The 20,220-nt window shown below is 58.3% G+C and carries 21 protein-coding genes; 9 read left to right on the plus strand and 12 right to left on the minus strand.

All coding sequences use genetic code 11. The annotated features are described in order from the left end of the window. Window positions 1–113: 113 nt before the first annotated feature. Window positions 114–470: a metalloregulator ArsR/SmtB family transcription factor gene (locus FFR93_RS28395; RefSeq protein ID WP_138395754.1), complete on the plus strand. Its 357-nt coding sequence runs from the start codon at window positions 114–116 to the stop codon at window positions 468–470. Further along, a complete protein-coding gene (locus FFR93_RS28400; protein ID WP_138395600.1) occupies window positions 454–957 on the plus strand; it encodes an SRPBCC family protein in 504 nt (167 codons plus the stop codon). The genes FFR93_RS28395 and FFR93_RS28400 overlap by 17 nt, the downstream gene beginning before the upstream one ends. 277 nt (window positions 958–1,234) lie before the next feature. Here FFR93_RS28400 and FFR93_RS28405 read toward each other — a convergent pair whose 3' ends face one another. The 7 genes from FFR93_RS28405 to FFR93_RS28435 form a co-directional block, all read right to left on the minus strand. Further along, a complete protein-coding gene (locus FFR93_RS28405; protein WP_138395601.1) occupies window positions 1,235–2,443 on the minus strand; it encodes an MFS transporter in 1,209 nt (402 codons plus the stop codon). A gap of 58 nt (window positions 2,444–2,501) precedes the next feature. Continuing rightward, window positions 2,502–3,482, minus strand: a complete 981-nt coding sequence (locus tag FFR93_RS28410; RefSeq protein ID WP_138395602.1) for an AraC family transcriptional regulator — start codon at window positions 3,480–3,482, stop codon at window positions 2,502–2,504. Window positions 3,483–3,638: 156 nt separating this feature from the next. Next, window positions 3,639–4,772: a sn-glycerol-3-phosphate ABC transporter ATP-binding protein UgpC gene (gene ugpC / locus FFR93_RS28415; protein WP_138395603.1), complete on the minus strand. Its 1,134-nt coding sequence runs from the start codon at window positions 4,770–4,772 to the stop codon at window positions 3,639–3,641. Between the two features lie 94 nt (window positions 4,773–4,866). After that, window positions 4,867–6,072, minus strand: coding sequence for an ABC transporter substrate-binding protein (locus tag FFR93_RS28420; protein ID WP_064713331.1), 1,206 nt, complete (start codon window positions 6,070–6,072; stop codon window positions 4,867–4,869). A gap of 73 nt (window positions 6,073–6,145) precedes the next feature. Further along, entirely contained in the window at window positions 6,146–7,003 is an 858-nt protein-coding gene (locus tag FFR93_RS28425) for a carbohydrate ABC transporter permease (RefSeq protein ID WP_064707452.1), read from the minus strand. Beyond that, window positions 7,000–7,884: a sugar ABC transporter permease gene (locus tag FFR93_RS28430; RefSeq protein ID WP_064707453.1), complete on the minus strand. Its 885-nt coding sequence runs from the start codon at window positions 7,882–7,884 to the stop codon at window positions 7,000–7,002. The genes FFR93_RS28425 and FFR93_RS28430 overlap by 4 nt, the downstream gene beginning before the upstream one ends. Before the next feature lie 13 nt (window positions 7,885–7,897). Further along, window positions 7,898–9,055: a Gfo/Idh/MocA family oxidoreductase gene (locus tag FFR93_RS28435; RefSeq protein ID WP_138395604.1), complete on the minus strand. Its 1,158-nt coding sequence runs from the start codon at window positions 9,053–9,055 to the stop codon at window positions 7,898–7,900. 307 nt (window positions 9,056–9,362) lie between these two features. Between FFR93_RS28435 and yghX the strand changes: the two genes are divergently transcribed. Then, complete coding sequence (gene yghX, locus FFR93_RS28440) at window positions 9,363–10,250, plus strand: YghX family hydrolase (protein WP_138395605.1); 888 nt, start codon at window positions 9,363–9,365, stop codon at window positions 10,248–10,250. A 56-nt stretch (window positions 10,251–10,306) separates the two neighbouring features. Here the strand turns inward: yghX and FFR93_RS28445 are convergent, their stop codons facing one another. Further along, on the minus strand, window positions 10,307–10,747 hold the full coding sequence (locus tag FFR93_RS28445) for a DMT family transporter (RefSeq protein WP_138395606.1): 441 nt from the start codon (window positions 10,745–10,747) through the stop codon (window positions 10,307–10,309). Then, a complete protein-coding gene (locus tag FFR93_RS28450; protein WP_138395607.1) occupies window positions 10,744–11,229 on the minus strand; it encodes a DMT family transporter in 486 nt (161 codons plus the stop codon). The genes FFR93_RS28445 and FFR93_RS28450 overlap by 4 nt, the downstream gene beginning before the upstream one ends. A gap of 118 nt (window positions 11,230–11,347) precedes the next feature. On the opposite strand from FFR93_RS28450, the gene FFR93_RS28455 reads away from it, so the two are divergent. Then, a complete protein-coding gene (locus FFR93_RS28455; protein ID WP_138395608.1) occupies window positions 11,348–12,160 on the plus strand; it encodes a pirin family protein in 813 nt (270 codons plus the stop codon). A gap of 250 nt (window positions 12,161–12,410) precedes the next feature. Then, window positions 12,411–12,635: a hypothetical protein gene (locus FFR93_RS28460; protein WP_064695708.1), complete on the plus strand. Its 225-nt coding sequence runs from the start codon at window positions 12,411–12,413 to the stop codon at window positions 12,633–12,635. A 298-nt stretch (window positions 12,636–12,933) separates the two neighbouring features. Here the strand turns inward: FFR93_RS28460 and FFR93_RS28465 are convergent, their stop codons facing one another. After that, window positions 12,934–13,134, minus strand: a complete 201-nt coding sequence (locus FFR93_RS28465; protein ID WP_064710731.1) for a hypothetical protein — start codon at window positions 13,132–13,134, stop codon at window positions 12,934–12,936. 631 nt (window positions 13,135–13,765) lie between these two features. On the opposite strand from FFR93_RS28465, the gene FFR93_RS28470 reads away from it, so the two are divergent. Beyond that, window positions 13,766–14,908, plus strand: coding sequence for an AraC family transcriptional regulator (locus FFR93_RS28470; protein WP_138395609.1), 1,143 nt, complete (start codon window positions 13,766–13,768; stop codon window positions 14,906–14,908). A gap of 304 nt (window positions 14,909–15,212) precedes the next feature. On the opposite strand, the gene FFR93_RS28475 is transcribed toward FFR93_RS28470, so the two are convergent. Next, entirely contained in the window at window positions 15,213–15,545 is a 333-nt protein-coding gene (locus tag FFR93_RS28475; protein WP_064695711.1) for a GYD domain-containing protein, read from the minus strand. A gap of 434 nt (window positions 15,546–15,979) precedes the next feature. Further along, window positions 15,980–17,005, minus strand: coding sequence for a LacI family DNA-binding transcriptional regulator (locus FFR93_RS28480; RefSeq protein ID WP_138395610.1), 1,026 nt, complete (start codon window positions 17,003–17,005; stop codon window positions 15,980–15,982). A gap of 172 nt (window positions 17,006–17,177) precedes the next feature. Here FFR93_RS28480 and FFR93_RS28485 point away from each other — a divergent pair, with 172 nt between their 5' ends. The 3 genes from FFR93_RS28485 to FFR93_RS28495 all read left to right on the plus strand — a co-directional run bounded on the left by FFR93_RS28485 (window position 17,178) and on the right by FFR93_RS28495 (window position 20,209). Next, window positions 17,178–18,437 (plus strand): sugar ABC transporter substrate-binding protein, encoded by a 1,260-nt coding sequence (locus tag FFR93_RS28485; protein ID WP_064713446.1) that lies wholly within the window; start codon window positions 17,178–17,180, stop codon window positions 18,435–18,437. Window positions 18,438–18,498: 61 nt separating this feature from the next. Beyond that, complete coding sequence (locus tag FFR93_RS28490; protein ID WP_138395611.1) at window positions 18,499–19,380, plus strand: sugar ABC transporter permease; 882 nt, start codon at window positions 18,499–18,501, stop codon at window positions 19,378–19,380. Beyond that, window positions 19,373–20,209, plus strand: a complete 837-nt coding sequence (locus FFR93_RS28495) for a carbohydrate ABC transporter permease (protein WP_064707091.1) — start codon at window positions 19,373–19,375, stop codon at window positions 20,207–20,209. Before FFR93_RS28490 ends, FFR93_RS28495 begins: the two co-directional genes overlap by 8 nt. Window positions 20,210–20,220 lie beyond the last annotated feature (11 nt).

A 20,220-nucleotide genomic window follows, 5' to 3' on the forward strand; every position in this document is an offset into this window, starting at 1 on the left:
GCAGACAATTTTTGCTGCCGCCGCCGCGGTGCATTAAGCTCGAATGACCTGCCTGCAGCAGGGAAAGTTCGGGACGCTTGCGCTTCCTGCGCGAGCAGATTACACTGAACTACATGGTTCAGTATTCCAACCCTCCCCTCGATCTCTCGTTCGCGGCGCTGTCCGATGCGACCCGCCGCGGGATCATTGATCAGCTCGGGCGAGGAGACGCGTCGATCACCAGTCTCGCCGATAAGTTCCAGATGACGCTGACCGGCATGATGAAGCACGTCCAGGTTCTCGAGCGGGCGGGGCTCGTCGTTACGCAGAAGGTCGGACGCGTGAGAACGTGCAAGCTGGGAGAACGCGGGCTCAAGGCGGAGGCCGAGTGGATCGAGGCGCATCGCAAGCTCTTCGAGGTCCGCTTCGAAGCATTGGATGAGATCATCAGCGAAATGAAACAGGAGGGAAGAGATGAATCGGCAAGTTAACAGTGGAGGTGGGGCGCAGACCTCAACGTCAGTCGAGCGCAAAGGAGATCGCGAACTCATCGTGACGCGGACATTCGATGCGCCGCCGAGCACGGTTTACAGGGCGTGGAGCCAGCCCGAGCTGTTCCGGCGCTGGTGGGTGCCAAAATCAGCACCCGGCATTTCGCTCGTATCGTGCGAAATGGATGTCCGTACCGGCGGCAAATATCGGCTTGAATTCGGCGCCGGCGGTTCAGACACGATGGCCTTTTACGGCAGGTATCTCGAGGTGGTGCCGAACGAGCGCATCGTCTGGACCAACGACGAGGGCGAAGAGGGAGCGATCACGACTGTGACCTTCGAAGATCAAGGCGGGAGGACACTTGTGGTTTTCCACGAAGTCTATCCGTCCAAGGAGGCGCTTGAGGAAGCATTGCAGGGCTCGGCGGCCGCATTGGCGGAGCAGCTGGAACAACTCGACGAATTGATTTCCAGCATGGGCGAGTAGCGTGGGTCGGGAAACTCGCCTCGGGCATGCGTCTGTTCTTCGGAAGTGGCCCGACCGGCCTTTCCGGCCGGCGCGGGGCGCACACCGGCGATGTTAGTCGTGAGCGCCGGTCTTCCATAGATGCATTGAGGATTGTTGTCGTCGCGGTCATCGCCGATCGGACGGTGCTTCCTCGCCGGAACGAGAAAGCACCGTTGCGTCTCGGAATTAGCCTCACCCGGCACTCCGGGCACTTTGGACATCGCCTCTCCTGCTCACCGTGGCGGAGCTCGAAGAGTCAGTTGCGGGGCTGCAGCAATGCCAGAACGATGGTCGATAAAGCCAACACGGCCGTAAGTGTCAATGGCGCTGACGCACCGTAGTGATCGACCACGTAGCCGCCGAAAAGCGCGCCGATGCTGATGGCTACCTGGAAGGAAACGACCATCAGGCTGCCAGCAGCCTCCAAGGCATCCGCTGCGCCGCGAGACAAGTTGGTAGGCAGTACCACCGGAGCCATCCCAAAAGCGAAGCCCCAAACTGTAACCAGGGCAAACGCAATGCCGCTATATGCACCCCAGAGTACGAGAGCAAGCGCCGCAAACGCCATCAATGCGCCGGTTACAGCGAGTGCCGAGCGGATATTGGCGTCCGCCAGTCGGCCTCCGGCGACATTGCCAATCACAGCGGCGATGCCAAACCCGAGAAGCGCCAAGGCAATCGGCCCTGTGCCAAGGAGGGTTACTTGTTCGAGGAAGGGTCGCACGTAGACTGAGCCGGCAAAATGCCCCGTCATCAGCAAGAGGATGGCGAGCATTCCAAGTTGAACAGTGCGCCGTTTGGTCAGCCGGAAGACGTCAGAAAGACTGTTGCTTGCGTTTGCGGGTAGCGTCGGCAAGCTGAGAATCTGCAGCAGCATCGCAATCACTGCGAAACCTGCGGTCATGGCCGTGGCGGCACGCCAGCCAAGCCAACCGCTAATCAAAGCACCCATGGATGGTGCAGCTATTGTGGCAAGAGAGACGCCCAGAGTGACGATAGCCATGCCCCGGCCTGTCGCATCGGCGCCGACCAATCTCGCCACCACGGCAACTGAAAGTGCCCAGAAGCCACTTAGCGCGATGCCCAGTCCGGCTCGGCCCAATAGCAATAGCCAAAAATCCGTCGCGAGGGCGGCCACGAGATTGGAGCCGATAGCCAAGGCACTTAGGCCAACAAGGACAGTCTTCCGGTTCAGTTTGCCGATGAGGACATTGCTCAATAAGGCCGTGACCGCGCCAACAGACGCGGTTGCAGTGACAACCTGACCAGCGGTTCCCTCGCTGATGCCAAGGTCACGCGCCATCGGCGTCAACAGGCCCGCCGGCAGGAATTCAGCTGACACAAGCGCAAAACTTGTAGCTGCCATTGAAATAACGGCAAACCAAGTGGTGGGGCTCCATGAACTCGGAACGGTAGACTCGAGGTCAATCGCGGTGCGGTCTAGCTGTGATGTTGTGTCCGTCATTGAAATACCTCCAAGGTTGGAAGTCTTCATAGCGGAGTCTTTCAGGATGATATGTACCCTACAGTCCGAATTCTATGTCCGTTCGTCCGGGAATGGTGCGGCGCACAACGCCAGGTGAAACGCTGGTAATACGTTTAAAGGCGCGAGCGAACGAAGCTTCAGATTCATAGCCCAGCTGAGAAGCGACCTTCGCGACCGACATGTTTTGACCGAGCAACTCTCGTGCAAGCTGCATACGCAGCCGGGCTAGATACCTTGCCGCGCCTTCCCCTAGGATGGCACTGAAGCGTTCCGCGAAGATCGAGCGCGATTGACCTGCCACGCCGGCAAGGGTCTCCAGCGTCCAGTCGCGCCCGGGATCTCGGTGCATTGCTGCCAGCGCTCGACCAATATGAGGATCACGGATCGCAGCGAGCCAGCCGCTGGTCGAGGCTCCGCTGCAATTGACCCAGCAGCGAATAAGCCGCGCGACGAGTACGTCGGCCATGCGTGACAAAACCGTGGCGCTGCCGATCTGGGGCTGCGACGCCTCTGCCGTCATGGCGGCGAGGAGGGGGCCGACGACCGGATCATTGCCAGCAACATCACAACCCTTGATAATCGGTGGCATCAGAGCGATCAACGGGTTGAGGGCGTTCGCACCCAAAGCCATGGAACCGCAGAACAGGGTGCTCGTCGTTCCTGTTCCTTCTTGCACCACTTCGCAGACATTGCCTCCCAACTTGGTAACCTGGCAGCTCTTAAGCGAGTCCCCGATAACATCAGGCTTGCTGGCCAACCGGTGTTCGACACCCTGTGGCAACAACACCAGATCGCCGTCTTGCAACTCCTGCCATCCCTGGGCTTCAGTATGGATCCAGCATGGTCCTTCACTGACAAAATGAAAGCGAAGCAGTTGTTGCTGCGGAAAGGCGATGCTCCATGGATCGCGTAGCTCACAACGGCCGTAGTTGACACCGCTCAGGCGAAAGTCCTGTAGAACTTCGCTTAGTGCGTCCGTGGGAATTGGCGTCGAAGATTGGGATGAACGATCAACCATTGTGCCATTTTATATGCCAGGCGTCCGGCATGCAAGCATGGCATCTGTGTCGTGGCCGGCTCTGAAGTCATCCGGCGGATGCAGCTCTGCGGCGGCTGTCAATTCACTTCCGAACGGACTTATTGTAGGACGACCGCCCACACGGAGCCAGTCGATTCAAGCCGCCGTCGGGTTGATCACGTTCATATCGATTTCGGTCAGTTCCACCCGCCGCTCGAAGGCAATGCCCGCCTCATCGAAGAGATGGCAATCGGCGGCATTGATGCCAGTCGAAACAGGCGCATCCGCACGGATGCCGACGCTGCCGGGCAGCATGGCGCAGAAATTCTCGGCCTCCCCGTTGAGCGAGGCGTAAGCGACCGTATTGGCACCGAGCCGCTCGATGACCGTTGGCGTCACGCTAAAGACGATATCGCCGCCGTTCAGCTGAATATGCTCCGGCCGGATGCCGAGCGTCAGGGTCTTGCCGGCCATGCCCTCGCGCGGCCTCACCGGCAGAACGGCGGTCTGGCCTTGATACTCCACTTCGACGCCGTTGGCGCTGACGCCTTTGCAGGTTACCGGCAGGAAATTCATCTTCGGATTGCCGATGAAGCCGGCGACGAATTGGTTTGCCGGTTTGTGATAGAGCTCCAGCGGCGCGCCCGTCTGGGAGATGTTGCCGGCGTCGAGCACGACGATGCGGTCGGCCATCGTCATGGCTTCGACCTGGTCGTGCGTCACATAGATCATCGTCGCCTTCAAGGCCCTGTGCAGCTTGGCAAGCTCGATGCGCATGTCGGCACGCAGCGCCGCGTCGAGGTTAGAAAGCGGCTCGTCGAACAGGAATATCTTCGGTTCGCGCACGATGGCGCGGCCGATCGCAACGCGCTGGCGCTGGCCGCCCGAAAGCATGCCGGGTTTCTGCTGCAGCCGCTGGTCGAGATGCAGGATGCGGGCGGCGTTTTCGACCTTTGCCTTGAGCTTTGACTCTTCCATCTTCTCGACGCGAAGCGGGAAGGCGATGTTCTCGAAAACCGTCATATGCGGGTAGAGCGCGTAGGACTGGAACACCATGGCGATGCCGCGCTTGACCGGCGGCAGGTCGTTGACCCTGACGCCGTCGATGACGATATCGCCCGCGGTCGTCGCGTCGAGACCGGCGATCATGCGCAGGAGCGTGGACTTGCCGCAGCCCGACGGGCCGACGAAAACGACAAACTCGCCATTGCCTACCTCGAGCCGCACGCCCTTGAGAACTTCGTAGTCGCCATAGAACTTCTGGACTTTGTTGAGAAGAAGCTGTCCCAAAAATCTGTCTCCGCGGCGGCCTTCGTCGCACGTTTATCGTCAGGGGAGGGATCGCGGATTGTCGCTCCGCGATCCCACGGCGTTTGAGGCTAGCTTACTTGAAGGCCTCGATTTCGCCCGCAGCCTTCTTCAGCGCGGCTTCCGGTTCGGCCTTGCCGGTTACGACGGACTGGATCATCTCGATCATCGAGTTCTGGAAGCCCTTATAGTCGGTGAAGAGCGGTTCCGGGCCGCCGTAGCTGATGCCTTCGATCAAAGGCTTCCAGTGGGGATCCTTGGCGACGAATTCGTCGACCTTTGCAGAGGGACGCAGCGGCGTGAGGCCGGCGCCGCCCTGCAGTTCGTATTCCGACTGAACCTCCGGCGAGGTGATGAACTTGGCGAACTCAGTCGCCTTGTCCTCGACCCCCGACCCCTTGAAGATCGCGAGGCTGTCGGTGATCAGCAGCGTGCCGGGGCCCTTGGCGTCGGGACCGAGCGGCAGCGTCGTGATGCCCCAGCTGATCTTCGTAGCCTTCAGACGGTCGGCCGCACCCGAGCCGGCCTGAATCATCGCGACCTTGCCGTCGAGGAAGATGGCGCGGACTTCGTTCTGTTCATAGGCCGTCGGGCCTTCCTCGGAGTAAGGGACGATATCCTTGTAGGCCTTCAGCGCGGCGAGAATCTGCGGGCTGTCGAGCGTGACGTTACCTTCGGCATCGATCACCTTGCCGTTGTTGGTGTAAACCCAATGCATGAACTGGTGCATCGTGTTGTCGAAGGTCTTGGCGACGAGACCGAAGCCCGGAATCCCGGTCTTTTCCTTGATGGTCTTCGCCATCTCGATCTCTTCGGCCCAGGTCTTCGGCGGCTTCTCGGGATCGAGGCCTGCCTGCTTGAAGAGGTCCTTGTTCCAGTAGAGCGCCTTGGTCGAGAAGGCGATCGGCACGCCCCACTGGTTACCTTCGAAGGTCACCGTGTCGACGATGTTCGGATAGTAGCTCTTCTTTTCATCCTCCGTCATCGGTACCGGAACGATGAGGTCGTTCTGCGCGAATTCTTTCAGCGTTCGCGAGCCGACATAGGCCATGGCAACAGGCGTGCCGGCGGCGGCGAGCGTCGTTGCCTTGTCCTGGCACTGCGCCCAGCCGACGACTTCGGGCGTGATCTTCCAGCCCGCGTTCTTTTCTTCCCACTGCTTGATGTATTTGGTGTGGATCGGGTCGATCGTGTCGCCGCAATAGATCCAGCTGATTTCCTTGTCGGCCGCATGGGCAGTGACCGCGGTCAGTGCCGTCGAACCGAGCAGGGCGAGCGCCATAAGGCCTGTCTTGATTGTTATGCTCACGTCGTGACTCCCATTGTGGTTGTTAGCTGTTCACTCGTTTTTGCTCTTATTGTTTCACCGCACCGGCGGTCAGACCGCCGACGAGATAACGCTGGAGGAAAAAGATGACGACCATGGCCGGAGCGATGCCGACGAAGGAAGCCGCCATCAGTTCGTTCCAGATGACCTCCTGCTTGCCGAAGTAAGCAAAGAGCCCCACCGGCAGGGGCATGTATTCGGTCTTCGAGTTGAAGGTCAGCGCGAAGATGAATTGCTGGGCGTAGGCGCCGATGAAGGTGGTGATGGCGACGACGATAATTCCCGGCATCGCGATGGGCAGGATGACGCGGCGAAGCGTGTAGAAATGGCTCGCGCCATCCATATAAGCTGCTTCGTTGAGCTCCTGGGGAATGCGGATCATATAGGTGCGCAGCAGCCAGATCGCCGACGGGATCAGGAAGGCGACGCCGGGCACGATCATGGCGAGATAGGTGTTGAGTACGCCCATGCTGCGCATCAAGCGGAAGAGCGGAATCAAGAGCACGGCGCCGGAAAACATGTTCACCGTCAGGAAGGCGCCGAGCAGAATGCCCATGCCCCTGAATTCGAACTTCGCGAAAGCATAGGCCGCGGGAATGACGAGGCAGAGCACGATCAGCGTGACGACGGTCGAGATGAAGAAGGAATTGAAGATATAGCGGGCAAAACCTGGCACGCTGATCCACATCGTCCGGTAGGCTTCGAACGAGCCGTTCTCCGGCCAGAAGCGGTAGGGCGAGGAGAAGAGCTGGCTGAGCGGCTTCAGCGATACCAGGAAACCTTCTAAGAAGGGCGCCAGCACGAAGAAGAGAAAAACGGCGATGCCGCAATAGATCAGGATGATTTCCCACCAGCGGTAACGGTCGATCATGGCGGGGCTGCTCATGCGCGCTTCTCCGGGTTGAGGCGGCGGGTGACGCGGAAATAGGCGAAGCAGAAGAGCGACAGGAAGATGCAGATCAGCACGGCGCGCGCAGCACCTTCCCCATATTTCTTCGAACCGATCGCCGTCTGATAGGTGTCGATGATCATCGTCGTCGTCTCGCCGCTCGGCCCGCCCTGCGTCAGTATCCAGATGATGTCGAAGGAATTGAAGGTGGCGATCAGCGATAGCATCGACATGGTGATGATGGCGGGCACCATCAGCGGCAGGGTTATGCGGCGGAAGCGGTACCAGCGGCCGGCGCCGTCGGTCCAGGCGGCTTCGTAGAGATCCTTCGGAATGGACTGGATCGCCGCCAGGAAATAGATCGTCACCAGCGGCACGCCGATCCACACGTCGGTGACGATCGTCGCCCAGAAGGCCGTACTTCCATAGGCGAGGAAGGCGACCGGGCCGTCGACGAGGCCGAAGCGCTGCAAAAGGCCCGATATCATCCCGAACTGGCCGTTATACATCCAGCCCCACATGAAGATGCCGATCGCCATCGGCACGATCCATGGCGGCATGGTCAACAGCCGGAACAGGGAGCGGCCAGGAACGGCGGCATTCAGCATGCATGCGCCGAACGTGCCGATCACCATTTTCAGGGCGACGGAGAAGAAGGTCCAGACGAAGGTCCGAATGATGACCTCGGCAAAGCGTTCATTGAAGATCTTGTCGTAATTGACCCAGCCGACCCAATTGGTGGTCTTCCTCAGCGACGCATCGGTGAAGGAGAGTATGAACGTATCGACCAGCGGATAGGCGACGATTGCGAGAACATAGAGAACGGCCGGAAGGAGAAGGATCCAGGCGAAGATGACCGTGCTTCTCTGAACACCCATCCTGCCGCCCTCCTCAAGCTGCCTTAGCGTGAAGGGCCTCGTCGAAGCGATCCCAGACGGGACGCAGGTCGACGACAGTCTTCTTCATCCTCGCTTCGTCCATCGCCAGCGCCAGAATGCCGGCTTCGAGCGCATTCAGGGTGGAAACGGGAAGCTCGAGCCCGGTGCGGACGCTTTCGAGCAGATCGCTCGCCATCTGTTCGTCGGCGCCGTAATGCTGGGAGAGTTCGGTGGCGGCATATGTGTTCTCGACCACTTTTTGGCCGGTCAGCTGTTCGTGGACGTTGAGATAGCCGCGAACGAAATCGCCTTCGGCCATGCCGCGTGAACCCATGATGGCGAAGCGGCGGAACTGGTCGGGCACGTTCAAATTGGTGTGAAAGTTCATGCCGACGCCATTGGCATATTCGACGATCGCCACCTGATAGTCGATAATGTCGGCATCGCTGTCGAAGACCTTGTCCGATCCCATCCAGCCGCTCGGCTTGCGATGGAACAGCTCGAGATCGTTGATGCCTTCACGCGCCGGGTCGTTGGCGGGAGTAAAGCTCTTGCGGCCGCCGAAACTGGCGACGCGCTCGGGCCGCGCTCCGACGACGCCATTATAAAGGTCGAGATCGTGGCAGCATTTCTCCAGCATGAAGCTGCCGGAATAGCGCTCGTAGCGGCGCCAGTCGCGCATGAAAAAGGCGCCGTGGTAGGGCTCGATATGTTCGGAAGCCTCGATCGACACGATCTGCCCGAGTTTGCCCTCGGCCTGGATGGCGCGCAGATCCTTGTAAAGAGGAGAATAACGCAGCACGAGACCGACCATCAGCCGCTGATGGCCGAATTTCGCCATCAGATGGGCAAGCTCGATACTTTCCGCGATTGTCGTGACGATCGGCTTTTCGCAGAAAACCTTGAGACCGGCTTGCAGCCCGAGCCGGATATGATCGAGATGCAGGTGATTGGGGGAGCCGATCATCAGCAGATCGAGCTTTTCCGAGGCGAGAAGCTCTTCCGGCGAAGCGTAGGCCTTGCCGACCGAAATTCCCTTTTCCGTCAATCCGGGGAGCCCGGCAGGTTCCGGATCCACATAGCCCACAATGTCAAAGCTGCTGTCGATCGCCTTGAAGACATAGCCGAGATAACCCAGCCGGAATCCTAGCCCGATGATTCCCACTTTCATGCCGATCACGTTCCCAGTTAAGTAATTTATTTTCTTTAAGTTGGGACAAAAATCCGGAGGCGTCAATAGAAAACGGGCATCGAAGCACGCGCATGAAATTGATTTTCATGAATTGGTAGGCGCTGTCGATTTTTGTGCAGAGAGGCCGAATGCTGCGGCAAATGGAACACGGCGCACCCTTCAGGCAAAGGACCGCGGATGGACGCGCCTGCGCCGCTGATCACGCAAGGGCTCGCGAAAGGTTGAAAGGACTCGCTATTCCTCGTGTGTAGGATGCCGTGAGAAGCCGAGGCAAGGAGGAGCAATTATGACCCGTATGACAGCCAAGGATTTCCCGCAGGAACTTCTCGAACTTTACGATTATTATGCGCATGGGAAAATCACCAAGCGCGAGTTTCTCGACCACGCCGCCAAATTTGCGGTCGGTGGCATCACGGCAGCCGCCATTCTTGCGTCGCTCAGCCCCGATTATGCGCTGGCCATCCAGGTCGAGCCCACCGATCCCGATATATCGGCCGAATACATCACCTATCCCTCTCCCAAGGGAAACGGAGATGTCCGCGGCTATCTCGTGCGCCCCGCAAAGGCCGCCGGCAAGGTCGCAGGCGTGGTCGTCGTTCACGAGAATAGAGGCCTCAATCCCTATATCGAGGATGTAGCGCGGCGTGTGGCGAAGGCGGGCTTCATCGCACTGGCGCCGGATGGCCTGACGTCGGTCGGCGGCTACCCCGGCAATGACGAAAAGGGGCGGGAGCTCCAGCAGAAGGTCGATCCGGAAAAGCTGATGAACGACTTCTTCGCGGCGGTCGAGTTCCTGATGAAGAGTGATCTCACCACCGGCAAGGTCGGCATCATCGGCTTCTGCTACGGCGGCGGCGTCGCCAATGCTGCGGCGGTCGCTTATCCCGAACTGGCCGCAGCCGTGCCCTTCTACGGCCGGCAGCCGCGCGCCGAAGACGTGCCGAAGATCAAGGCGCCATTGCTTCTGCACTATGCCGGGCTGGACAAGGGCGTCAACGGAGGCTGGCCAGCCTATGAAGCCGCGCTGAAATCGGCAGGAAAAACCTACGAGGCCTATATCTACCCCGACGTCAATCACGGCTTTCACAATGACACCACGCCGCGGTACGACGAGGCGGCAGCCAAGCTCGCCTGGCAAAGAACGGTCGACTGGTTCAGCAAATATCTCGCTTGAGAATACATCGGCTTGAAGCGGGGGCATCACGGTCGATTGGCAAATGTGGTGGCCGGCTATTGCAAACGGTCGACCTTGCGCCGTCCACGACTGATCATCATTCCGCCGACGATGAGAACAATTCCGCTGGCGTTCGCCCAGAAGGACACCGGGACGGCGCTGATATAATCAAACGCCACCCCCGTTACCATCTGCCCGCTGATGATCAGGAGAGCCGAGTTGACCGCACCGATCCGGGCAATTGCCCAACTGCCGGCGGCCACGAAGATAACGCCGATGGGACCGCCGAGATACGCATACCAGGGCGCCCCGGCGGCGCCCTGGGGAAACAGGCCACCGACGAAGAGGCCGAGGCAGGTGAGTGCAGCAAACCCTACGGCATGATTCCAGAAGGATGCGATCAGCGGCGTCGTGGAGATGCTCAGACGACCATTAAGCTGGCGGCTGAGGCCGACAAGCACGCCGCCCAGACTTGCGAGGAGAACGAAGACCGTCACGCCGCACCTCGCCCGAACAGGATAATCAGGGCCGCACCCGTCACGACCAAGCCGAGCGCCGCGACGTCCCGTGTAACGAGACGTCGCTTTGGCAGCCCGAACAGTCCCCAACTATCGGCGGCGGCGCTGAAGACAACCTGACCGGCCAGGCCCAGAGCCAGGGTGCCGGAGAGCCCGAGCGGTGAATTGACCGCAGTGGAGGTTAGAATGACCGTTGCCGCACCGGATATTCCGCCGAAATAGGCCCATAAGGGCGCCTTGGGGGTGTTGCCCCGCGTTGGCGTGTCTCGCCGGTGGATCAGCAGGAGAAGAATGACGGCGGCAATGATGCCGGTACCGTGAGCGGTCCAAGAGGAGAACAGCGGATTGCCATAACGTGCCAGCTCGCCATTCAGGTGCACCATGAACGTCAGGAGCCCACCCGTAGCAAAAGCGCCGGCAAAATAGATCGGATGCGGATTTCGTGCGGCGTCGATAGTCATTGGAGATCCCGTCAGCGAATCGATTGCGGCGGATGTTTTCAAATTGCCACTAAGGCCATTCATCGGCATCTTCAGCAAGACGTGGTGTCGTCATAGCCTGGCAGGCATGGAGGACGCGATGCTGCTCAAAGGCGAACGAACATTCGTGGTGCGGGATGCTGGAGGTTTCGTCGCGCACATCAATATGCCCGGGTGGCTGAAGCCCAGGCCGGTTGACCACGGCCATGGCCCTCTCGCAATGGTCGTCGAATCCATTCTCGATCCTGGCCGGCTGATCGCGATGCATGAGCACAGAAACGACGAGATCGTTTCCTGGGTGCCCGAAGGCGTGATGCGTCACGACGACAAGGCCACCGGCCGCCTGGTCATCGACCGCGACCATCTGATGGTGATGAATGCCGGAACAGGCTTCTGGCACTCCGAAGAAACGCTCGCCTCCGATCCGCCGCTGCGCATGCTGCAGATCCTTGTTCGCCCGCGCGCCATCGGTCTGGAGCCGAAAATCCAATACGGCTCAATCCCTGCGGCCACGGCGAATTTCTGGCGGCATCTGGTCGGCCCGGAAGGGGAGGGCGCGCCGTATTATATCCGCAACGCCGTCGACATATTCGACATTCGGCTGGAGGCGGGCGCACGGGCAGAATTCCCGCGGAAACAGGGCAGAGATCTCTACTTTTATGTCTTCAGTGGCTCAATCGCCGTTGATGGGCAGAGCTTTACCGAAGGCGAGCAGGGACTGCATCTGTCGGATGACAGGCTCGGCCTTGAGGCCAAGGATCCAGTCACGTTGATCGCGTTTCTCCTCGATGCAAACGCACCGGTCGCCAAGCAGGGGACCGTCGGCGACCACAGGAAGATACCGCCGGTCATCGTCATACGTGCCTTTCTGAAATGGAGGAAATTTCGCTGGATGTGGAGGCGTTCTTCATAGCGGCGGCACTCAATGATTACCGCAAGTCGCTTCCGCTTTCGGCAATTGTGCGGTAGCCTGTCCGTTCGTTCACATCCAGCGAAGATCTTCGCTGCAAGCCCCATAGATGCCGAGGACAGGCGAAGTTGCGATCGTCCAGAGCCTCGGAACAGTTTCCGTCAGCCGTGATACGGCCAAAAAATGTGTTGTGAACGGAACAAGCATGCCGGCAATTGGGTTTCGAACCTTAGTGTTTAAAAGGAGGAGCATTATGCCTACGGTTGCTGCGACGCCCATCACTCCGCCCGATCAGCACGTTGTCACCGCGCGCGAGGCCATCGAGCCGCTTTATGAGAAGCTCGAACTTCAAACGGAATCGCTGGTTCTTTCTGCAGCGCTTGAAGCAGGATGGTCTCCGGACGAGGCAACGGAAGCGCTGGCGGCGCTCAGACTGCAGGACGCGCTGTCCATCCTCGACGAACGATCTGGCCAATAGTTCGAGAAGGTGATCACTGCTGCCATGGCGGCAGATCTGCTTGTCTCTTTCCTCTGAGGTCTCACAATATCCGGCGGGATCGAAGAGTCTTTTCAGGCTCAGCGTGCCGCCGGATTTTGAGCGATCCTTCAGTAAATCGATATTATGGTACGCAAGTCTTATCGCGGCTCGTGTTCCTATCCCTCAAGAGCGACCATCCGTCCCTGTCGAGCGTGCATAGACGGATCAAGCTGATTATTGCATACTCAGCGCCGCAATTCGGGACGGGAAACCGCTTCTCACCTTGCCAGGAACGGCTCTAATGCGGCCGAAGTTCTTTGGTCGCGATCAGCATGACGAGATCTTCCGAGGCGTCTGCGAGTGTCAATGCCAATTCCGCGGCCGACCATCCACGTTTCTGCAAACTGACGAGCATTTCCACCATTGCGACTTCGACTTCTCGTCTGCAGCTCGAAATCGGCTTCAATTGGATAACGTTCTCATCACATACGGTAGTCATCTTAGCCTCCGTTCTGCCATTGAAAGGGCAGCGTAAAGAAATTCGACGATAAGTGGATATTGTAGGGGTTGCGTACAGACCTCGAGCCATTACGCACAGACATGTATGGCCTCGGCTGCGCGCAACCCCTCGCGCGCCATTATTTGCCGATGTCGGCCTCAGGAGCGTCTCGCATCAGTCTGCACGACGCACGGTAGGATTTTACTGGCGCACCCTCGGAATGATTCCTGTTGCAATCCAACGCTTGCGCAAGGCGCGCACGATTACTTCTCCGATAGTTCACGACCTATCCTCCCATGTTTGCATCTTTTGTTTTGAACAAGTGTCGTTTTGTGTTCTCGGCGCTTCGACACTACATTGCACCGGCAGTTAAGTATTTGGAACTCCCGAACTTTCTGTCGGAATGAACCATTGCTTATTTAGATATATGAACGGAACGCACTTGTCGTTATCGCCGCATCCAGAAAATTATCGGTCCGTCCATTTCTGCTCGCAGAGGAATATGATAAGTAGCTTATGCACGTAGAGCTTTAGCCAATTCGGCTGGCGGATGGCTGCGCGGTTCAGCCCGCGAAAACATTGTTTGCTTCAGTCTCAACAGCCCGGATGGCTTATGCGCTGGAGGAATTGGATGGTTACAGAATCTGGAGATGACCCCCCTGCGGGACAGGAATGGCCGGCCCACTTGGAGCGGCGGCGCTGGCCGCGCGAACCGCCCCCCCAGAAAGAACATCGGGTGGACATTCCACCGGCGCTGGTGCCCGTGCGATTTTCGACGCACGACCTGCCACCCAAAGAACAGTTCCAGGCTTGGCGATCACATGTGGCGCCGCTTGTGGATGTTCATCTGCCGGACGGCAAATCAGAGGGAGACGGTTTCCTTGCGGAACAGACCGGCTGGCATCTCGGCGATATCCTTATCGTTCAGCAGCGCGCGCAGGCGTGCAGCTATATTCGCGACCAGGCCATGCTGCGATCGAGTCCTATCGATCACTGGAACGTCGGCGTACTGCGCAGCGGCCGGGCCTGGACCGAGGCTAATCGGCATGTAACGGAGACCGGGCCGGGTGAAATATTTTTCAGGTCTCTAGGTTATCCGTACCGCGGGCGTATGACCGATTCAGCCGCTGTGCTGGTCTTCCTGCCCTATGAACTGTTGACCCGTGATGCGAGTCTTCTGCAGAGCGCCAACAACATAGCCTTCTCCGGCAGCCTGGCTGAATTGCTCGTCAGCTATATCAACGGGCTGGAGGCGAACCTGAGCAATTTGACAGTGGAAGAGGTGCCGCGGATCATACGGACGATTGGCGATATGGTCGTTGCATGCGCTGCATCATCCACCAGTTTGGATCGCGGTCAGGAACAGACCAATATGGGGCTGATGGAGCGGGCGCATCGCTATATTCACCTTAATCTTCATTCAGATAGCTTGACGCCTGAGGTCATGTGCCGTGCGCTGGGCATCTCGCGGACGCGACTCTACCAGTTGTTCGAAACGAGCGGGGGCGTCTTCAATTACATTCGCAAACGCCGTTTGCTGCAGGCCTATGCGGATATTACCAACCCGACCGACAACAGGCCGATCTCGGAGATTGCCGAGGCCGCCGGCTTCGATGTTGCAGCCAATTTCACGCGCGCGTTCAGCCATGAATTCGGGCTCAGCCCGCGAGAGGTCCGAAAGACCATGGCAACCGAGCGCCCGGCCATCCCAGCGACACGTTCCATGCGACGTGTCGGGACAACGATCGGTGATTGGCTAACGCTCGCACGTTGATGTGGAAGGCACCCAAACGGTATATCTCAAGGAATTATCCAGCAGCTTTGCCTTGCGCCATCAAGTTCCATAAGACAGATTACGCCGCTTTTTACATGTAAGCCGGGTGGGTTCAAGGATGAAGTTGAGTATCGCCAGATAATTTTGGACTTCGGTCACGCACTCTTGGACTGTGCACCCACAGTTTCGGATCTACGCACTCACCTGCCCGAATGCCTGACCTCTCCGCCTGTCAGCGATGCCGGAAACGAACCGGCAACGGATCGAACATCCGCTGCCGAAGATAATTCAACAAGTGGTCTGCTTATTTTGCCGGGGCTTTGTAGGCAGATGCGATTTTGCCCGCCTTTTCTTGGGCGGCCTTGAATTCGGCACCCGTGTACGCTCGCACGGTTTTGATATTCGATACTGCTCCCGATGCGCCGACGACAAGAAGCGCGGGGATCAGGTCAACACCGTCGGGGAATTCTGCGATTACCATCCAGTCGGTTTCGCCGGTCGTGACGTAGAAAGAATGCTGTTTCCCGCCTGCTGCTTCCATGATGGCACGGGCCGCCGCTTCCCGGTCCGATGGATCGGCGATCATTCCCTTCGCTGCCGCGGCTGAATAGCACCCTGTGATTATGAACAGTGGCATAGGACATCCTCCTCAACAATCGGGCAGATCGGCTGATCTGCCGCATATTCAGTATCTCACATCCAGGCGTTCACCGCGATTAGGTAAACCGGAGTAAACCCCGGCGTAGGGCGCCCTGTCGTGCAAGAAGCTCAATGCCGCCCTCTCCTCCGTCGCCGATGCCACTTCCCCGGCACCATTGACATCGTTCCTGGCCCGCTTTCTCATCGTGCTGAGCGCCGTGATGGCGACGATTCTACTCCTGAAGTTCAGTTGAATATTGTGGGTGAAGGCTGTCGCTCGATTCAGGATTATGCGTTTCAGCATCCAAAATCGGCCTTCGACGGTCTCTGATTTTCATAGGCAAAACAAGGTTATCTGGCGGAGCTCATTCAGCTGTGGCAACGCTCAAACCAGACGTGGTCATTCGAGGCAGGCAGTAGAGATTCTCGCGCCTAATGAGGGCTAAAGGTCGCAGAGCTACGTTCAACCAGCTTGCAAGAGACAACTCGACTGCCCGGATAAATCTTCTCGCCCGCTATCAAATCGTTCAGGCACTGCGCACCCTCTCGGCCGAGATCGTAGTATGGTAACGCCGCCGTGGTCAGCTCTGGCTTCAGCGCCATAGTGACTGTTCGAAAATCGTCAAAGCCGACGATGCTGACATCTTGTGGAATCCGCAATCCCAGTGCCATGGCAGCAATGTAGATCTGAATTGCCATTTCGTCGTTGCCGCTCATGATCGCAGTCGGACGGTCGTCTTGTTTGAGCATTTCGGTCGCTGCAGCAAAGACGTAGTTGTTTTCTGCCCCAACAGGCCCATCCATGCCCAGGCTGATAGAGAGGTCGTTCTCTGTGAGACCGAATTCGCTTGTCGTTCGGCGAAATGCATCCAAGCGTAGTTCGGCTCCCAATAGGATCGGATTGAGCCGGATGTAACCGATTCTGCGATGACGCCGTTCAAGGAGATACCGGGTAAGATCTCGCGCCCCCTGATAATCATCGGGCTCGATAGACGGCAGGAGCTCCCTTGTTTGCGGCCGACAATTTATCATCACGGTTGGAATGCTGACATCGCCGGTCTCCGGATCCACAATGCGGCGGTACATGGTTACATACAAGACTCCATCAATGCGATGGGACTGGAACATTTTCCAGATTTCCACCTCTCGCTCGGACGAACCACCGGTGTTGGCTATCAGGATGGTTTTCCCATTCGCATTGGCCCAATCCTGAATTCCGCGGACAATATCAACCGAATAAGGCGTCGTGGAAACATAATCGGTGATAATCCCAAAGGTGTTGGAGCGGCTGGATCGTATGAGGCGCGCCGACATATTCGGGATATAGCCGAGGTCCCGAATAGCCTTTTCCACCCTCTCCCGGGTTTCCTCAGTCACGTAGGGCTCGCCATTGATGACGCGAGAGACTGTTTTATTCGAAACCCCTGCCGCTTTCGCGACGCTCACGATGCTTACCATTTCCGCCAATTCTCCTGATGCGGGTCTGTTGTAATCCACACAAATGACAACGTCGACATATTTTTCTGACAACGTCGACAATTGGAATTGACAACGTCGTCATAGCACGCCTATGGTCCTGACAATGGAGCAGCCTGAGGCAAGTGCTTCCGGCGGAACAAGGGAGGAACTCATGAAGAAACTGCTTGGCGCCAGCGCGCTCGCGCTCGTTTGCATTACGGCCTCCGCCAAGGCCGAGACCATCAATATCCTTGTGGAAGGCGGCGGCGAAATGCTGCAGAAGGCAGCCGCAGAGAAGTTCACGGCCGAGACCGGTATCAAGGTGGACTTCACCGTCGTTCCCTATCAAGGCGTCTTCGACAAGTTTTCGGCCGAAATCGCCTCAGGTTCGTCGGCGTTCGATGTGGTAACGATCGACGTCGTGTGGAACGCGAAATTCGCAAGCCATGTCGAAGACCTTGCGCCGCTTTTCACCGATGCAGTTCGCAAGGACCTGCCGCCTGCCTTGCTTGCCGACGCGAAGATCGGTGACAAACTGATCGGCATGCCTGCTTGGGCCAATGCCGAAGTTGTTTTTTATCGCAAGGACCTCTTCGACAAGCCTGAGGAACAGAAAGCGTTCCAGGCAAAATATGGTTATCCCCTCGCGCCGCCGAAGACTTGGCAGCAATGGCGCGACATCGCAACATTCTTCACCCGAGACACAGATGGTGACGGCAAGACCGACTTTTGGGGCACCGACACGATCGGCAGCTTCTCCGAAGAATGGATGGCGCATGTGCTTCAGGCGGGCTCGCCAGGTGTAATCCTCGACAAGGACGGGAAGGTGATCATCGACAACGAAGCGCATAGGAAGGCGCTCGAATTCTACATCGCGCCGCACTGCATCGATCATTCCGTGCCCGAAAACGTGAACGAGATCGGCTGGGGCGAGGCTCAGAACCTGTTCTATCAAGGCAAGACAGCGATGATGAAATTCTGGGCGCACGCCTACAAGATGACGCCCACCGATTCCAAGGTCAGCGGAAAGGTCGGCGTCGCCCCAATGCTGGCCGGCGATGCAGGAGTCGGGGCAATTCCGGGTCCTTGGTACAATGTCGTTCCGTCGACGTCCCAGCACAAGGAAGCGGCCAAGAAGTTCATAGCTTTCGCGATAGCCAACAATGCCCTGGGTATCGAAGCGCCGCTTGGGTTGGCTGCGACGAACTCGGCCTATAACGGCTATGCCAGCAAGCCCGGTTATGAGCATTTCACGCCGCTGCTTGAGACGTTGAGTGCTCCTGCGACGCAAGGCCGTCCGCTTAACGAAAAATATCAGGAAATTGTCGACGAAGCGGTTCTTCCAGCTGTGCAACAGGCCCTGACGTGCAAAGCGGATGTCGGCAAGGTCCTGGCGGACGCCAAGGAAACGATCGAAGACATCCTCGAGTAATCCCTCGGCGGCGAGGAGGCCGGGGTGGTCCTCCTCGCATCATCAGCTTTCGGAGAGCGCCATGTCGGGTGAAGACCGATTCGTGCTGTGCATGCTTGCGCCGGCCCTCGCCATCCTTGGCTTGCTGGTCGCATACCCGGTAGGGCTTTTGGTGTTCGATTCCTTTTTTAAGGTCGATACCATTACTCCCCACATACGAGAGTGGATCGGGCTCAAGAACTATATCGATGCGCTCACCTCGAAACGCGTCGCGGAAAGCGCATTCAGAACAATTCAGTACTCGATCTTTGCGCTGTTCTTCGAATTTACCTTCGGTTTCTGCGCCGCTCTGCTGTTCACGGCGCTCCCAGGCCAGTCGCGCTGGCACCGCACGATCTTCACGCTGCCATTAATGGTGCCGCCCATTGTCGCCGGCCTATTGTGGCGCTTTCTCCTGGTCGGGGACATCGGCATCTTGAATTACGGGCTCGTCCATCTGGGCGTCATCAGCGACCCCGATGCGATTGCCTGGTTGTCCGATGAAGATATCGTCATCTATTCCGTTTCTTTCGCCGATATCTGGCTAACGACATCCTTTGTCGCCCTCGTCTCCTACGCCGGATTGACCAACATTCCCAAAGACCTGCTCGAGGCCGCGCGGATCGACGGCGCGAACGCGTTCAAACGCTTCTGGCATGTCACGCTGCCGCTGATGCGCCCGGTGATCGCCGTTGTCGTCATCGTGCGTGGGGTGGATGCGGCCAAGACTTTCGACCTCATCTGGATTCAGACGCAAGGTGGTCCCAACCACGCTTCTGAAGTGTTTTCGATGAACATCTATCAGCGCATGGTGCGCTTCGGCGATCTCGGCGAGGCGTCGGCCTCCGGCACGCTGTTTCTGATCGTCATGATGCTTCTGGCTGCCGCTGCCTATTGGAAGATATGGAGGCCGGTCCATGCTTAGTGCGCGCCGCCTGAATCTCAACGGCATCGTGATCAATTCCGCCGCGCTCGTCCTCGTCCTGTCCTATGCGCTGCCCTACGTTTATCTGCTCATGACGTCGATCAAGCCGGCAGCGGATGTCCAGCAGATTCCGCCGAGCTTCTTTCCCGTCGTGACCTCTTTCCAGAATTTTCGCGAAGTCCTGCAATCATCGACCCTGCCGCGGGCCTTCGCAAGCTCGCTGACGGTGGCGGTACTGACAACCATCCTTTCCCTCGCTGTGGCGGTTCCGGCCGCTTATGTCGCGACCCACTACCGGCGCCGGATCACCACCCTGTTCCTGCTTTTCGCGCTGGTCACGCGCATGGTGCCCTCGGTGTCGCTCGGCGTGCCGTTGTTCCAGCTTCTGAAGTCGCTCGGTCTGCTGGATACCGTTCCCGGTCTGGTGCTCGCCCACACATCAGCCGCGGTACCTCTTGCGCTTCTTCTCATGGCAGCCTTCTTTGAAGGCGTTCCGAAGGATCTGGAAGAGGCGGCGCGCATGGACGGCTGCACCCGTTTCCAGGCTTTTCTGAAGGTCATTCTTCCGATCATGACGGGCGGAATCGCCGTCACCGCGCTCTTTACCTTCATCACGAGTTGGAACGAGTTCCTCTACGCTCTGCTGCTGACGTCAGAGGCGACCAAAACGGCACCGATCGTCATTGCTGAATACAACTCAGTCTATGGCCTTGCCTGGGGAGCGATGACGGCGGCGGCCGTGCTCTATTCGCTGCCCGTCATCATCGTAACACTCGCACTTCAAAAGCAGATCGTCGGCGGCCTGACTTTCGGCGCTGTAAAAGGATGAGGGAGGCGGAG

Origin of the sequence: Rhizobium sp. MHM7A (genome assembly GCF_005862215.1) — a bacterium.
GTDB classification, from domain to species: Bacteria; Pseudomonadota; Alphaproteobacteria; order Rhizobiales; family Rhizobiaceae; genus Rhizobium; species Rhizobium bangladeshense.

Excerpts from the sequence above, each read along its gene's own strand:
- FFR93_RS28395 (WP_138395754.1), top strand. The coding sequence starts at position 114 with ATGGTTCAGTATTCCAACCCTCCCCTCGATCTCTCGTTCGCGGCGCTG.
- FFR93_RS28400 (WP_138395600.1), top strand. The coding sequence starts at position 454 with ATGAATCGGCAAGTTAACAGTGGAGGTGGGGCGCAGACCTCAACGTCA.
- FFR93_RS28405 (WP_138395601.1), bottom strand. The coding sequence starts at position 2,443 with ATGACGGACACAACATCACAGCTAGACCGCACCGCGATTGACCTCGAG.
- FFR93_RS28410 (WP_138395602.1), bottom strand. The coding sequence starts at position 3,482 with ATGGTTGATCGTTCATCCCAATCTTCGACGCCAATTCCCACGGACGCA.
- FFR93_RS28420 (WP_064713331.1), bottom strand. The coding sequence starts at position 6,072 with ATGGCGCTCGCCCTGCTCGGTTCGACGGCACTGACCGCGGTCACTGCC.
- FFR93_RS28425 (WP_064707452.1), bottom strand. The coding sequence starts at position 7,003 with ATGAGCAGCCCCGCCATGATCGACCGTTACCGCTGGTGGGAAATCATC.
- FFR93_RS28430 (WP_064707453.1), bottom strand. The coding sequence starts at position 7,884 with ATGGGTGTTCAGAGAAGCACGGTCATCTTCGCCTGGATCCTTCTCCTT.
- FFR93_RS28435 (WP_138395604.1), bottom strand. The coding sequence starts at position 9,055 with ATGAAAGTGGGAATCATCGGGCTAGGATTCCGGCTGGGTTATCTCGGC.
- yghX (WP_138395605.1), top strand. The coding sequence starts at position 9,363 with ATGACCCGTATGACAGCCAAGGATTTCCCGCAGGAACTTCTCGAACTT.
- FFR93_RS28450 (WP_138395607.1), bottom strand. The coding sequence starts at position 11,229 with ATGACTATCGACGCCGCACGAAATCCGCATCCGATCTATTTTGCCGGC.
- FFR93_RS28455 (WP_138395608.1), top strand. The coding sequence starts at position 11,348 with ATGCTGCTCAAAGGCGAACGAACATTCGTGGTGCGGGATGCTGGAGGT.
- FFR93_RS28460 (WP_064695708.1), top strand. The coding sequence starts at position 12,411 with ATGCCTACGGTTGCTGCGACGCCCATCACTCCGCCCGATCAGCACGTT.
- FFR93_RS28465 (WP_064710731.1), bottom strand. The coding sequence starts at position 13,134 with ATGACTACCGTATGTGATGAGAACGTTATCCAATTGAAGCCGATTTCG.
- FFR93_RS28470 (WP_138395609.1), top strand. The coding sequence starts at position 13,766 with ATGGTTACAGAATCTGGAGATGACCCCCCTGCGGGACAGGAATGGCCG.
- FFR93_RS28475 (WP_064695711.1), bottom strand. The coding sequence starts at position 15,545 with ATGCCACTGTTCATAATCACAGGGTGCTATTCAGCCGCGGCAGCGAAG.
- FFR93_RS28480 (WP_138395610.1), bottom strand. The coding sequence starts at position 17,005 with ATGGTAAGCATCGTGAGCGTCGCGAAAGCGGCAGGGGTTTCGAATAAA.
- FFR93_RS28485 (WP_064713446.1), top strand. The coding sequence starts at position 17,178 with ATGAAGAAACTGCTTGGCGCCAGCGCGCTCGCGCTCGTTTGCATTACG.
- FFR93_RS28490 (WP_138395611.1), top strand. The coding sequence starts at position 18,499 with ATGTCGGGTGAAGACCGATTCGTGCTGTGCATGCTTGCGCCGGCCCTC.
- FFR93_RS28495 (WP_064707091.1), top strand. The coding sequence starts at position 19,373 with ATGCTTAGTGCGCGCCGCCTGAATCTCAACGGCATCGTGATCAATTCC.